The sequence below is a fragment of the Tellurirhabdus bombi genome (assembly GCF_021484805.1).
In the GTDB taxonomy this organism is placed as follows: Bacteria; Bacteroidota; Bacteroidia; order Cytophagales; family Spirosomataceae; genus Tellurirhabdus; species Tellurirhabdus bombi.
Genome location: NZ_CP090557.1, coordinates 2,234,039 through 2,249,178, shown reverse-complemented (window position 1 = coordinate 2,249,178; position 15,140 = coordinate 2,234,039). Strand labels below are relative to the sequence as shown.

Annotated in this window: 9 protein-coding genes; 5 read left to right on the top strand and 4 right to left on the bottom strand. The window is 49.9% G+C overall.

The genetic code is table 11. The features are described 5' to 3' along the window. Positions 1 to 5: 5 nt before the first annotated feature. The 3 genes from L0Y31_RS09525 to L0Y31_RS09515 all read right to left on the bottom strand — a co-directional run bounded on the left by L0Y31_RS09525 (position 6) and on the right by L0Y31_RS09515 (position 3,012). The gene (locus L0Y31_RS09525; RefSeq protein WP_234736894.1) at positions 6 to 929 is read right to left on the bottom strand and encodes a hypothetical protein; all 924 of its coding nucleotides are present in this window, start codon (positions 927 to 929) and stop codon (positions 6 to 8) included. Between the two features lie 69 nt (positions 930 to 998). Further along, complete coding sequence (locus L0Y31_RS09520; protein WP_234736893.1) at positions 999 to 1,691, bottom strand: FHA domain-containing protein; 693 nt, start codon at positions 1,689 to 1,691, stop codon at positions 999 to 1,001. A gap of 94 nt (positions 1,692 to 1,785) precedes the next feature. Continuing rightward, positions 1,786 to 3,012 carry an MFS transporter gene (locus L0Y31_RS09515; protein ID WP_234736892.1) on the bottom strand — a complete coding sequence of 409 codons (1,227 nt, stop codon included), beginning with the start codon at positions 3,010 to 3,012 and terminating at the stop codon, positions 1,786 to 1,788. Positions 3,013 to 3,261: 249 nt separating this feature from the next. Between L0Y31_RS09515 and L0Y31_RS09510 the strand changes: the two genes are divergently transcribed. Next, positions 3,262 to 5,721 (top strand): ABC transporter permease, encoded by a 2,460-nt coding sequence (locus L0Y31_RS09510; protein WP_234736891.1) that lies wholly within the window; start codon positions 3,262 to 3,264, stop codon positions 5,719 to 5,721. A 99-nt stretch (positions 5,722 to 5,820) separates the two neighbouring features. Then, complete coding sequence (locus L0Y31_RS09505; RefSeq protein ID WP_234736890.1) at positions 5,821 to 8,244, top strand: ABC transporter permease; 2,424 nt, start codon at positions 5,821 to 5,823, stop codon at positions 8,242 to 8,244. 47 nt (positions 8,245 to 8,291) lie between these two features. Here L0Y31_RS09505 and L0Y31_RS09500 read toward each other — a convergent pair whose 3' ends face one another. Beyond that, entirely contained in the window at positions 8,292 to 8,837 is a 546-nt protein-coding gene (locus L0Y31_RS09500) for a DinB family protein (RefSeq protein WP_234736889.1), read from the bottom strand. Between the two features lie 176 nt (positions 8,838 to 9,013). Here L0Y31_RS09500 and L0Y31_RS09495 point away from each other — a divergent pair, with 176 nt between their 5' ends. The 3 genes from L0Y31_RS09495 to L0Y31_RS09485 all read left to right on the top strand — a co-directional run bounded on the left by L0Y31_RS09495 (position 9,014) and on the right by L0Y31_RS09485 (position 15,130). Continuing rightward, the gene (locus L0Y31_RS09495) at positions 9,014 to 10,048 is read left to right on the top strand and encodes a DUF4097 family beta strand repeat-containing protein (RefSeq protein WP_234736888.1); all 1,035 of its coding nucleotides are present in this window, start codon (positions 9,014 to 9,016) and stop codon (positions 10,046 to 10,048) included. A 232-nt stretch (positions 10,049 to 10,280) separates the two neighbouring features. Then, on the top strand, positions 10,281 to 12,701 hold the full coding sequence (locus tag L0Y31_RS09490) for an ABC transporter permease (RefSeq protein ID WP_234736887.1): 2,421 nt from the start codon (positions 10,281 to 10,283) through the stop codon (positions 12,699 to 12,701). A 41-nt stretch (positions 12,702 to 12,742) separates the two neighbouring features. Then, entirely contained in the window at positions 12,743 to 15,130 is a 2,388-nt protein-coding gene (locus L0Y31_RS09485; RefSeq protein ID WP_234736886.1) for an ABC transporter permease, read from the top strand. The last annotated feature ends 10 nt before the right edge of the window (positions 15,131 to 15,140 follow it).

Here is a 15,140-nt window from a genome sequence, read left to right as displayed (position 1 = left end):
TGCGTTCAAAGATTATTTTCTTCGGCAGCATGATTATTATAATCTGGATCCGAAGTCGTCTCATCGTCCACATCATCGAATTTATGAGCAACGAAGAATGAAGTATCTTCTGTGTCATTGTCTGGCACCAAAGCTCCGGGCCCGTAAAGCTGGTTTTCCAACCCGTTCAGACCTTGCTCAAAGTCCTCATTCGAAAGGTGCAAAGGATGGGCGATGCGTTCTGTTTTAAGCACTTTCTGGCTCAGCGTATCGTAGACAAACGCGGTGTCAAGGCCGCCATCTCCCTGCTGATCAACCAATATAATTTCCCGATCATGGCCCCCCGGCAAAACCACCATGTCTACAATGCCGTCGAAGTCATCATCAATCCCAATTACCCGGTGCCCATTTACCAAAGCATCCATCATGATGGGCTCGATAGGGTCAGGCTCCACGCGAACGGTTTGATCGGTGTAAGGTTTGAAGCCCAGATCCGTTAAATATTCCTGCCGCTGGGCCAGCGAAAGGGAGTTCCACTCTTCTTTGTAATAGGTGTTGTACGTTTGTCCCTGCCAGACAAAAACGCCCCCGGGGCCTGCCTCCGCGCGAGCCGCATTAAATGCATCGTTGAACGACATTTTCTGGTTGACATGCGCGATCTGAATATCCCGATTTGGGTGCACCGTTCCGCCTTCAACGGGCATAGTCGTATCGTGTTCCAGAACTAGTTCAGGTTGCCCCTTGGCTAAAGGCCGTAGATTTTCAGAGTCTGTTCCGTGCAGGTTGGGCGTTTCGGTAATCTGCGAAATACCCCAGGCCAGGGTTGACGCCCCAACGAGTACCGACGCCGTCATAATCACCCCTCTTTTTTTAGCTGTAAATGGAGCGTGTGTTGTGGGGATTGAGGAATCTTGCGCGAAATAGTCAGTAAAGTCGTTCTGTGTTGCCATAGTTTTAATGAGCCGATCTGTTTATTGCTTTATCAAGCAAACCAGTAAAAAGTAAGGGATCAGGCTGGATTATTTTACCCAGATAGCTTTGCATTTGGAACAACTCTTCTGGCGCGCCAACGAATTCCACTCCCGGTTCCCAAATGGATCGCGGCAGTTTGGATTAGGACAGCGGTAAATCTCTCGGTATTCTCTATCTAATATTTCTATTTTTTCTTCGGTAGAAAGGATGGTCGAACTAAGCGTGGGGATAAGCATGCCTAATCCGGCGCTGGATAGTATTTGCAGCACTGGCAACGTTCCTCCGCTGGTCAATATGGCGCTAACCCCAATTGCTGAAGAAAGAATAACGCTTCCCATCCGAATCATCTTTTCACGATTGCGGCAGCCTTTGCGCAGCTCTGGGTATTGCTCATGCACTACTTTCAAAGCTTGAAATGTCTGAGTAATATCCTGGGAACTATTGTCTTCCCGAAGCAGGTCTGCAACAACTAAAGCACTAGTTGCCAGGAAAATATGATCTTCTGGACTAACGATTTTACGGGAGGTACGAAATCCGTTTACAAACGTACCGTGTTTGCTTTCCAGATCTTCCAGTAAAAAATTATGCGGAGAAAGCTGCGTCAGTTGAGCGTGGTAACGACTGATTTTTTCGTTCGCCAGTACAATCCGATTGTCTGAATTCCGCCCGATGGAATAAGTGACTGACGAATGCTGCGACAGCGCAGTTTCCAGGATTGTTTGGAGTTTACTCAGACTCATAAGGGTATGCACAAACCATTGCTAACCAGAAAATACCAAGCAAAATAAAAATAGATGGCTTCTGTTCCAAGTGGGTAGTGCCGGATTTCAAAAATTATTCGTTGCGCGACAAGCGCAGATGCCTTACTAGCCACCAGCACACACTGGCGGAAAGAACGCAGAGGCCCAGACAGAGGGTCCACAAAGTAGCAAAGCCGTATCGCTCCACAACCTGCGATCCATAAACCGGAGCCGTAATCTGGGCGACGGCGTAGGCCATTGAGTACAGAGCCAGGTACTGCCCCCGATTTTGGGCGCTGGCTCGCTCTACCGCAAACGTCTGCATGAAGGGCATCGCCAGCATCTCACCCACCGTAACCAGCAAGACCGAAACTAACACCAAACCCGGCCACTGCCCACCGTTTAAGAGCCAGAATGACAGCCCGACCAGCAAAATTCCGTAGGGAATAACTTTAATTTTCTGCGTTCCATACCGCTTCTCAATGCTGTATACCAGGGCCATTTCTACGGCGACAATCAGCAGGCCATTCAGGGTCATCAGCAGGCCAATCTGCGTTTCGTCCAAATGCAGAACCTGCTTGTAGTACAGAGTCGCCATGCTGAACAACTGCATAAAAACAATGGCGAACAGCACCGTGGATACCAGAAAAAGCAGGAATAACCGGTCGCGGTAAGGCGATGTGGTAACCGCTGCGCCTTCGTCTTGCGACAATTTAACCGAACGGGTAGTTTCAGCGCTGGGAGGCAGAAAAAACCGTAAAACCAACGCGGCAAAAACGCAGGTCAGTCCATCCGCCCAGAACAGTAATTTATAATCAATACCCGCCAGATAGCCACCGATGCCGCCGCCAAATGACCAACCGAGATTGATCGCCAGTCGATTAAGTGAATACGCCCGTGTTCGGTTTTCGGGTAAGCTGTAGTGCGCAATGGCCGACGAATTGGCCGGACGAAAAGCATCGCCCAGCAAGGTGTAGATGAAAACGGTTCCGCACATGGTGTAAAAACCGTCGATGAATTGCAGAAGAATCAGAAAGAAGCCGGAAATAAGTAAACTCAAAAACTGGACGTAATAAAATCCAATCCGGTCCGACAACCAACCTCCCAGAAACGTACCTGCCAGCGCGCCCGTGCCATAGACCGCCATCACAATACCCGCCTCTTTGACGCTGTAGTGCAGGTGTTGCGTTAGATACAGCGTGAGGTAGGGCAAGACCATCGTACCGCTGCGGTTGATGAGCATTACCCCAGACAAGAGCCAAATGGAGGGCGACAACCCCCGGTAAGCATCGCGATAAATGCGTAGACTTTGACGAATCATGCCTCAAAGGTCGGATGCTGATGATCAATAACAAAGAATGGCTTAGCAAACGTCTTTTCCCTTTATGTGACCATTTTCTCTTGTCCGCAAATGTACGTAGGGCGTCCGTTTACGGACAAACAAGCGCCTAACTTCATTGTAATTACCTAATATATAGCTAAGTATGTATTCTGGTATAGCATTTGGACTTATATTTTGGCCAATGATCAACTGGTTATTGTACACCCAGATTTAACCTGCTGCTTTTCTATGTTCCTAAACTATCTCAGAATTGCGCTGCGGAATTTACGCACCCAAACGACCTACTCGTTTATCAATTTGTTTGGTCTGGCGGTTGGTGTAGCCAGTTGTTTGCTGATTGTTCTTTTCGTGAAAGATGAGCTGGCATATGACCGGTTTTTGCCCAACGCGGAGCGAATTTATCAAGTCAATACATCCGGTAATTTTGGCGGAAGTGACTTTACGGCCAGTAGCTCGCCCACGCCCGCGGGCAAAACGCTGGTCCGCGAATTTCCCGAAATTGAGACCTATACGCGCACTTTTCAGCCTACCGACGCCGTGGTACAACGCGAAAAATTGGGCAAAATCGAGCATTCCTTTACCGAACCAAACATCATGGCGGTGGACTCCAATTTTCTGGATGTATTCCGCTTTCGGCTGGTAGCCGGGAATCCTGCAACCTGCTTGCTTGAGCCTAATTCACTGGTTCTGACAAACCGCATGGCCCAGAAATATTTTGGGAAGCAGGACGCAATGGGGCAAGTTTTACGGGTTGATAAACAGCCCTTTAAAGTAACGGCTATTCTGGCCGACGTCCCTTCCCAATCCTCGGTTAAGTTTGATTTCCTGACGCCCATGAAAACCTACAGCGTGGTGCAATACTTCGACTGGAGCTGGGTGTGGCTGAATGTGGCCACCTACGTTCGGCTGAACGAGAACGTGGCTAGCCAGCCTGGTCAGGTGCAGGCGCTGGGTGCTAAGCTACCGGGCATGGTCAAAAAATACGCGGAAACGACCTTTAAGCGCATTGGCCAGCCCGAGTTCCTGACGAAAGGAGGCCGCTGGGAGCTACAGCTTCAACCGCTGACGAAAGTGCACCTGCACTCGAGCGAAGTCATGACCTCCTACACCAATTTGGGCGACCGTAAACAGGTCATGACGTTCTCGGTAGTCGCCGTTTTTATCATTATTCTGGCCTGCGTGAATTTCATGAATTTGTCGACCGCCCGCTCCGTCAAAAGGGCCAAGGAAGTCGGCGTTCGGAAAGTACTAGGCTCCTACAAAAGCACGCTTGTTGGCCAGTTTCTGACCGAATCCCTGCTTTATAGCCTGGCGGCAACTACCCTGGGCATTGGTCTGGTCCTGCTGACGTTGCCCTTTTTTAATCAATTGGCCAGCAAGAATTTTACCACGCAGAGTCTGCTCACGCCCGACATTTTAAGCCTGATTGGCGCACTGGTCCTGGTGGTTGGGCTGCTGGCAGGTAGTTACCCCGCGTTTTACCTGACCTCTTTCAACCCAGTTCAAACGCTCAAAAACGGCATCCTAAAGACTTCCCTGGCCCACCGGCTAATTCGAAACGGGCTGGTCGTCTTCCAGTTTTCCGTATCAACGGCGCTTATCATCGGCACGATTGTGGTGTTCAGTCAGTTGCGTTTTGCGCAGAACAAAGAGCTGGGTCTCAACAAGGAAAATGTACTGGTGATTCGCAACGCAAACCGCCTCGGAACGAATGGCGAAGCATTCCGGCAGGAACTGACCCGCTCGGCGGAAGTCATCAACGCCAGCATTTCGTCCAGTGTTCCGCTACAGGGTGGCTTTGGCGATTTCTACAATCCAGTGGCAAGGGGGGAAAAACAGGTTGCGAAAGACCTCGCTCTCTATTCGTTTATGACCGATTATCAGCTTGTCCCGACGCTAGGACTTAAATTGGTGCAGGGGCGAAATTTTTCCGAAGCTTTCTCCGACTCGCTCTCCGTAATCCTGAACGAAACGGCAGTCAAACAGATTGGCTGGAAAAACCCGATTGGCCAAACACTGATCTATCCCGGCGGCGACATGCAACCTTATAAAGTGATTGGTGTCATGAAGGATTTTGACATGGAATCGGTGCGCTCAGCCATGGTGCCTTTTGCGCTGTTTCATACTTCTTCCAAATCATACGAAGTGCCTAATTCTTACCTGGTTGTACGTCTCCGGGCGGGGCAACTTGAACCGGCTCTCAAAAAGATTGAGGCCCAGTGGAAACACTTTTCGCCCGATACGCCGCTTGATTATACATTTCTGGATAATGAATTTAGCAATGCTTACCGCACGGATCAGCAAACAGGTCGGGTGTTCGGCATCTTTACAACGCTGGCCATCTTTATTGCCTGTCTGGGACTTTTTGGACTAACCACTTTCGCCGCCGAACAGCGCACCAAAGAAATCGGGGTACGGAAGGTGCTGGGTGCTTCCGTTTCCAACATTGTGGCCCTGCTTTCCAAAGACTTTCTCAAACTCGTTTTGATCGCCATTATCTTGGCTATTCCGCTGGCCTGGTACGTTATGAATCGCTGGCTGGAAGATTTTGCCTATAAAATTGACATCAGTTGGTGGATATTTGCCCTGGCTGGTAGTATGGCGGTGCTGATTGCGTTTGCGACAGTCAGTTTCCAGAGCATCAAAGCGGCCCTGATGAATCCGGTAAAAAGCTTAAAAAACGAATAAGTAACAAGCGTGAAATTAAGCCCGTAAGCCAGGTACCCTACGGGCTTAATTTCGCTATAAATGAATCCAGCGCATCAAACTCCAACGACTAAATAACAAATGCTACGTAACTATTTCACCACCGCCTTCCGCAACCTTCGGCGAAACTGGAATTATTCAGTTCTGAACATCGCCGGGCTTTCTTTGGGATTAACGTGCTGTTTGCTCCTTTTTGTGTCTATTCGCTACGAACTTAGCTTTGATCGCCACCACAGCCAGGCTGATCAAACGTTTCGTTTGGTAACCCATTACCAGTCAGCGAATTTTGATGGCTTCAACGTAGGCATGCCGATGCCTGTCATCAGTGCCTTGCGGAGTGATTTCCCGGAGCTGAAAAAAAACGTTACCCTCGTTACAAGCCTGAATAATATCGTCGCCACAAAGGTGAACGGACAGATTAAGAAGTTTCAGGAAGAATCCGATAACTTGGCTTTTATCGAGCCTGAATATTTCAACATCTTCGATTACACCTGGTTGAAAGGCAGCCCGGCAACGTCTTTGCAAAATCCAAATTCGGTGGTCTTGACGGAGGCGATGGCACAAAAATATTTCGGCTCTGCCAACCCCATTGGCAAAATACTCCGGGTTGCCAACCGAATGGATTTCACCGTTACGGGCCTCGTCGCCACGCCACCGGTAACGACTGATTTTCCGTTTGGCATTATGCTTTCCTTCGCTTCTTTGAAGGAATACGGCCCCAATACCGATTGGGAAGACTGGCATTCATCTTACAGTGGAGCACAAATCTACATGGTTCTGCCTAAGTCGCTTTCGGCCCAACAAGTAGAAGGACAACTGGTTGCCTTCAGCCAAAAGTACAAAAGTCCCGAGGAGGCACGCGAAGAAACGTTTGAGCTTCAACCCTTGAAAGACATTCATTTTGCCACTAAGATGAGCATTTACAGCGAGCGTTCGGTGGGTAAAGAGCTGATTTGGGCCATGGGCCTGATTGGTTTGTTTATCCTCATTACGGCTTGCGTAAACTTCATCAACATGGCAACCGCACAAGCTCTTCGGCGGGCCAAAGAAGTGGGCGTGCGCAAGGTTCTTGGCAGCTCGCGGATGCAGCTAGTCCGTCAATTTTTGGGTGAAACTGCTTTTCTGACTAGCTGCGCCTTGGTGCTATCGCTGTTACTGGCCCAACTTTCTATTCCCTACGTGGCGGACCTGATGAACATCAAGCCGGAGAGTTTTTCACTAACGGAGCCACTTGTGATTGGTTTTCTCTTTTTGCTGGCTTGTCTTACGACGCTGTTGGCCGGCTTTTATCCGGCGTTGGTCTTGTCGGGTTATCAGCCCGCTCTGGCCCTGAAAGGCAAATTGAAAACGGGAAAAACCGGCCAGCTTTCGCTACGACGAGCTTTGATCGTTCTTCAGTTTACTATTTCGCAAACCCTGGTTATTGGCACCATTATCGTGTATAACCAGATGGAGTATTTTCGCTCAGCGGATCTGGGTTTTACCAAAGAGGCCATCTTCACCTTACCAATCCCCGACAAAAATTCGGCAAAGCTATCGGCCTTAAAAGCCAAATTAGCGACATACCCGGCTATTCAGTCGTTGAGTTATGGCATGTCTGCACCTTCTGCTAATGGCAACTGGAAATCCAGTTTTCGCCTGGGTAATGCAGACAAAGAAGCTGATTTTGGGGTTGTGATGCGCCCCGCCGACACGGCTTATGTGCGTACTTACGGGCTTAAACTAATTGCTGGCCGGATGTATCAGTCTGCCGACACCATGCGCGAAGTCATTGTCAATGAGACTTTTGTGGAACGAATGAATTTCAAAAATCCACAGCAGGCTCTCGGACAGCTGATTAGGCTTGGCGCAGATAGTCCAAAGCTGCCTATCGTCGGTGTTGTAAAAGACTTCAACACGTTTTCCCTGCACCGGAAGACGGAACCCTGCTTGCTTTCGTCCTACAGGGATAATTATAGTAGCCTGGGCGTTCGTCTAAATACCCGTTCGGGGGGAATAGGTAATCTAAATCAGCTCATTAGCCAGATTGAGAAAGATTGGACCGCTACATTTCCCGATCATTTATTCAAATACCAATTTGTTGACGCGCAATTGGCCAAATTCTACGAGAGCGAAGAACGGATGTTCCAGCTTTTTAAACTCCTCGCTTCGATTGCCATTTTTATCGGTTGTTTGGGCCTCTACGGTGTAGTGGCCTACATGGCCGAAGCCCGCACCAAAGAGGTCGGAATCCGGAAAGTGCTGGGCGCTTCGGTCGCTAGCATCTTCGGTCTTTTCTCGTTGGATTTTGTCAAATTGGTGGTGATTGGCTTCGTGCTGGCATCGCCGCTAGCCTGGTATGTCATGAGCGACTGGCTCGAAGACTTTGCCTATAAAATTGATATTAAGTGGTGGATGTTTGGTCTGGCCGGTCTGCTTGCCGTGAGTATAGCCCTGCTGACAGTAAGCTTCCAAAGCATCAGAGCAGCCACCCGAAATCCAGTGAAGAGCCTGCGGGCTGAATAAGAAAGCAGCCTATCCAGCACGGCAGTGATACCGTGCTGGTTTTGTTCTTACCAGCCGATGTATCCTTCGGGCGTAATACCATTCAACCGAATATAGCAGATAGCCTGCCCCCGGTGATGGATAATGTGATTTTCCAGGGCGTAGAAAACCCGCCATTTGGGCATTTCCTCACCCGCGTAGTTCTCTGTTTCCAGCAGTGCTTTGTCCGGTAAACCCGTCATGGTTTGTTTTACCCAGTCGTAAAACTTCTGAATATCAGTTGCCAGCGCGGCTTTCGTTAGCTTATTCCAATATTCGTTTGTTTTGCCCTCGTACGGATTTTTCAGGTCTAGCCGACCAGCCAACTGAGCCGCCGTAAAAACAATGCAATGCACAAATTGCGTGCGAAAACTAAACGATTCGGGCGTATAACGGTAATCCAAACGCTCTTCGGGTATCTGGTTGAACACCGTCAGGGTATATTGGCAGGAACGATCCCAGGCAGCAGCAAACTCCGCCCGAATATCCCGCGCCAAGTCCGCTTGCGCAGTGGTCACCGTTGGCAATGTTACGGCTCCGGCCAATATAGTTTTTAACGCGTTTTTACGATTCATGCAATGGCAAGGCTATCTTTCTTGCAAATAACGCATTATTATCAATTACTTATCGCTTATTTATAACAATTCCACATAATAATAAAGTGTAGTTACTGCGCAATCTTTTTTCTAAACCCCATGCAACTATCGGCTGTGTTTAAACATCATCCAGTTACCACAAAGACAACAACACTATGAAATTTCTCCAAAACACCTTTCTCGCAACGGCCGTATTTGCTGCCAGCGGTGCCTTCGCCCAGTCGTCGAACGAGCAGCCTTATAAAACGCAAAATTTCTCCGGTAACTATAATAACGTCCGCGTTCAGACTTCGGGCGGCAGCATTACCGTAGAAGGCAGCCAAAATAGCGGTGCTAAAGTTGAGATGTACGTTCGTGCCAACAACGGTAACGACCGGCTTAGCCAGTCTGAGCTTGAAGATCGATTAAGAGACTACGACATTTCAATTACTACCGAAGGCAACACCGTTGTCGCCACAGCCAAACGGCATCAAAACAATCAGGACTGGAAGCGTTCTGTAAGCATTGCCTTCAAGGTATTTGTTCCCCGCACCATAGCGACTGACCTGAAAACCAGTGGTGGTAGCATCCGCATTTCCCACCTCAATGGGCAGCAGAATTTCCAGACCAGCGGCGGCAGCCTGCACCTGGTAGACATAGAAGGAACCGTTCGGGGCCGGACTTCAGGAGGAAGTATCCATCTCGACGATTGCCGCAAAGACATCGAGCTAACCACCAGCGGCGGCTCTATCCACGCCAAAAACTCGAGCGGAGATCTGCGCCTGAAAACCAGCGGAGGCAGCATCCATCTGCAAGATTTGAAAGGCATGATTCAGGCTCGTACGAGCGGCGGAAGCGTCAACGTGGATGGCGCCGATGGCGAACTGATGGCCAGCACATCCGGTGGTAGCATTCGCCTCCGCGACATTACGGGCAGCATTCGGGCAGAAACCAGCGCGGGCGGTATTGACGCCGACATTCGGAAACTGGGCGAATTTCTGCGGTTATCTACTTCAGCGGGCAGCGTTCGGGTGAACTTACCAATGGATAAAGGCATGGACATTGAACTGCGCGGCAACCGCGTAGCAACTGGCGCCCTCCGTAGCTTCGATGGTACTATGGAAAAAGACCATGTTCGGGGCCGCCTTAACGGTGGTGGCGTTCCGGTTCAGATTTCAGCCGGAAGCGGCAACGTGTATGTAAACCAGTAACGTCGAAATAAATCTTTGTTGAGCTTCTGCGGGAAACCAGAATTCTGGTTTCCCGCGCGTATTTTAGGCCCACCCAACCGCTTATAGCTGACCTGTTCACAAGCGGACAAACCCTGTCCATATTCGGACAAAACCCCGCTTTAATTTTTAGGTAATAAACTATTCTTCAGCTATTTACTTTTGTTGGCACGTCCGTTGTTTTAGTGTATGCAGTCATAAACAGGACGTGCATATGATTCGTAATTACCTCAAAATAGCCTTTCGGAACCTTTGGAAAAATCGCCTGACCACCGCCATCAACGTAGTCGGTCTGGCGGTTGCTTTTGGGAGTAGCGTTCTTCTTTTTCTAACAGCCTGGTTTGAGTGGTCTTACGACGAATTTCACACGAATGCCAACCAGATTTTCCGCACTTATTCCGTTAGCAACGATCCCGAAGGCGTCAGCAAATCGGAGACGATGCCCTTTCCCCTGGTCCCCACGTTAAAGCAGGAGTTTCCAGAAGTCGAGAAGGCCGCCCGCATCATGTGGGGATCGAGCGTTATTCAATACGGTGACAAGCAACTGCGGAAACAGGTTCGTTGCACAGACGCCGATTTTCTGGAGATGTTTTCGTTCCCCTTAAAGCAGGGAAGCTCACAAACGGCTCTGAATAGCCTCAGTAGCCTTGTTATCAGCGAAAACACAGCAAATGATATTTTTGGCAACGCCAGTCCTATGGGTAAAACAGTCCGGATTGGCTCCAATGGCGTCTGGAAAGATTACGTCGTGACGGGTGTGGTAGCCGATGCGCCTAAAAATTCGACCATTGAATACGATGCCTTCATTCGGATTGAAAATTCACCCAGTTACGCCGAAGGCAAAGGGCGCTGGGACCAGGCCAACCACGAAGTTTTTGTTAAGCTGCGCCCTGATGTAGACCAGGCAACGATGGAAAAGCGGTTACGGCCCTTTACTGCGAAATATTACCAGCAGAACATACGCGAAATGAAGCAGAACGGCGCTAAGCCCGACAGCCAGGGCGAGTTGTTCAGCTTGCGGTTGCAACCGCTGCTCGATGTCCACCTCGATACGCAAAAAGTAGAAGGCTCGGGCACGGAACAGCTTTATGTCTACACACTGGTGCTGATTGGCCTGTTTATCCTGGCCATTGCCGGTATCAACTACGTAAATTTATCGCTGGCACGCATTTTCACGCGGGCTAAGGAAGTGGGCGTTCGTAAAACGCTTGGTGCCCTGCCCCGCCAGTTATTTGTTCAACTCTGGAGCGAATCGGTCTTGACGTGCCTTGCAGGATTGGCTTTCGGATTGCTCCTGGTTAGCTTGCTGCTGCCCGCCTATAACACCCTTTTCAAGTCCGGCCTGACGCTTGCGTTGATTTATAGCCCGGCTTCGTTGCTAGTGATTCTGGGAGGTTTTCTAGCCATAACCTTGCTGACTGGCGGCTATCCGGCAGTGGCATTAACCCGCTTCAATATTGTAACCGTTCTGAAGGGAAAGTTATCTCCCCAAAAGCCAGGAGCACTGCGCAACTCCCTGATTGTGGCACAATTTGCCCTAGCCTGTTTACTCATCACCTGCACGTTGGTTATTTTGCAACAGCTTCGTTACCTGCGGGATAAACCGCTGGGCTTCGACGAAGAGCAAGTCATTAGCATTCCCGTTGGAAACGACAACGATGGCAATGCACTCCTTACTCTGATGCGCACTCGATTGGCCACGAATCCAAACGTTTTGGGCGTAACCGGAACAGGCGTTAACCTGGGTCGTGGCCGCGACGGAAGCAGTTCACGAAGTATTTCGGGCTTCATGCACAAAGGTCACGAAGTAGCTACCGATTGGGTGCGCGTCGATTACGATTACCTAAAAACACTCGGCATCAAACTGCTGGCTGGCCGGGAGTTTAGCCCTCAATACGCAACGGACTCGGTTTCCTCGGTGATTATTTCGGCTAGCATGGCTAAAGCGCTGGATGAGAAAACGCCGGTTGGAGCCCGCTTCCAAACCGATAGCGGCGGGGTTTATTACCAGGTTATTGGCGTTATTCCGGATATTCATTTGTATGCTCTCCACCAGAAGGTTAAGCCCATCACCATGCACATCCAGCGGCGGGATGACCTCGACTACATTCTGGTTCGGGTAACGCGTCAAAACATGGTTTCCACGATGGATCAGTTGAAGGCGCTGTACAAAGAGCTGGCTCCACGGTCGGAGTTTATGGCTTCGTTTCTGAGCGAAAATACCGACCGCTGGTACAAACGGGAAGAGCGATTATCAACGATTTTCAGCATTGCCGCCGCCATTACTGTTGTACTGTCGTGCATGGGCTTGTTTGCCATTGCGCTCCTAACCATTGAGCAACGGACTAAAGAAATTGGCATCCGGAAAGTACTGGGAGCCTCCGTTCCAGGAATTGTTGCGTTGCTTTCGCAGAGCTTTCTTAAATTGGTTTTTCTTTCTATTATCTTGGCTTCGCCGGTTGCGTGGTATGCCATCGACAAGTGGTTACAGGATTTTGCCTATAGAATCGATGTTCCTTGGTGGGTTTTCCTGCTATCGGGTAGTCTGGCCATTCTGATCGCCTTGTTAACCGTTAGCTTCCATAGCGTCAAAGCGGCGCTGATGAATCCAGTGAAGAGTTTACGAAGTGAATAATAGCTCCGGTTCTAACCCATATTTACCTGATCCTTACAACCATGATCCGCAACTATTTTAAAATCGCTCTTCGTAACCTCTGGAAACACAAGCTGTTTTCGTTCATTAATATCTTTGGACTAGCAGCGGGCATTATGGTCTGTCTGGTGGCGCTAACGCACATCAAAGGCGCGTACGACTACGATGATTTCCACCCCAACCGGGAGCGCATTTACCGCGTTCTGACCGATGTTACCGATCAGGGGAATAATCGTTCTTTGTTTGCCTCCTCTCCCATTCCGCTGGCTGGCGAATTGAAGAGCGGCTATGATTTCGTCGAATCCACCGCGCGCGTTATTCGGCATTACGGCGAAATTGACGTTAGCCACAAACGCTTTAATAACCTGCTGCTGCGGGCCGTTGATCCTTCTTTCTTTTCCATTTTTGGGTTTAAATTACGGCAGGGTCAATACGCCACCGAACCGAAAACGGCAGTCCTCAGCCCGAAAACAGCGGAACGCCTTTTTGGTAAAGCCAGCCCCATTGGTCAGACCCTACAGCACAGCAGCTTAGGCGCGTTTACGGTGGTGGGTGTTGTCGATGATGCGTTTAATCAATCGCATTTACGGTTTGATCTGTTGGTTGCCATGCCGCCCGCTTCTTTCACAGAGCAGTCGGCAAACGACTGGCGCGACTACCGAACAGCTTATACATACGTGCTTTTAAAACCCGGAACACCGGCAGACTTACTTCAAAAGGCCGTTACGTCGGTAAGCAATCGCGTTACGCAGGGCCTGCAACTGCATCCGGCCAACAGACCCAACGAAGGCGACAAGGACTACACGTTTCTTACCCAGGCGCTTACGAATTTTTCTCCCGCGCGTCAGCAATTGTACAACGGCACCCACGAGCCTGATCGCATCGCCTTGACTATTGAGATGGGAGTCTGTTTACTTACCTTGTTGCTGGCCGGTTTTAATTACGTCAACTTAACGCTGGCCCGCTCGCTCAGTCGGGCGCGGGAAGTGGGTATCCGCAAGGTGGTTGGTGCCTTGCGCTGGCAGCTCATGGGGCAATTCATGGCGGAATCCCTAATCCTGTCCTTATTCTCATTGGGGCTGTCCTATGCCATGTTACAGATCGTGAAGCCGATGGCAGCCATCCAACAATGGTTTATTGGTGGCGTTCGGGAAGATGGTCGGCTCTGGCTTATCTTTATTGCTTTTAGTCTATTCACGGGTTTGGTGGCGGGCCTCATTCCGGCGCGGGTACTCTCTGGTTTCCAGCCAGCAATGGTCTTACGAAGCCAGACAGGCTTGCGGGTTCTACGTGGCATCTCTCTGCGTAAGAGCCTGATTGTTATTCAGTTTGCTCTGACACTAACCGCCGTGATTCTGTTGGTAACCATGACTCGGCAACAGCGCTACATGGCCAATGCTGATTATGGGTTCCGGCGTGATGGTGTACTAAACATTCCGCTGCACGATGTTCCTGTACAGCGATTAGCCAATGAATTGGCCAAAATTTCGGGCGTTGAGGGCGTTTCTCCCCTGTCGATCATGCTGGGCGACCACGGTGGTGATGGTGCCATCGTCCGGCGGCAACGGTCAGCCGACGACTCTTCCGCATCTTTTGTGATCGCGGCCGATGCTGGTTTTGTGCCCACCATGCAATTAACGCTGGCTGCCGGACAGAATCTGCCGCAAACGCATACCGATTCGGCTAGTCGCCTGGTACTGATCAACGAAGAGGCCGTACGAAAATTTGGTCTGGACGATGCGCGTGCCGCCGTTGGGCAAACCATCTGGCTCAATAACAACGAGGAAGTTCAGGTTGCTGGTGTACTCAAAGACTTTCAGTATACCACCTTTGCCTGGTCGATTAAGCCGCTAATTGTGCGTTATTCCCCCGATCGCTTTCGCTACGTTAACGTGGCTGTAGCCAGAGGGTCCGAAGAAAATGTGCTGGCGGCAACCCGGCAGATTTGGAAGCAGCTTCATCGCTACGGTTCGTTTGATGGCCAATGGTATGATACGTATCTGGAAGACCGCCACGGACATTACGAAGATTTGCATGTGCTGCTCCTGCTGATTGGACTGGCTCTGTCCATTGCGTGTCTGGGCTTGTTGGGTATGGTGATTTATACGACTGAAACCCGCATTAAAGAGATTGGTATTCGCAAAGTAATGGGCGCGCAGGTTAGTCAGATTAGCTGGTTGCTGTCTTGGGATTTTGTGCGGCTGTTGATCATTGCGGGTGTGATTGCCTTGCCGTCGGGGTATTTTATCGGCAACTTTTTTATACGAAATTTTGCCTACCACGTTGACATCGGCTTCGAAACACTGGGACTATGTTTTGGCCTGATGCTAATTATTGGTAGTTTGACCATTGGAATTAAAACCTACCGGGCGGCACAGGCCAATCCGGCGGATAGTTTACGAAGTGAATAATTAAAAGACA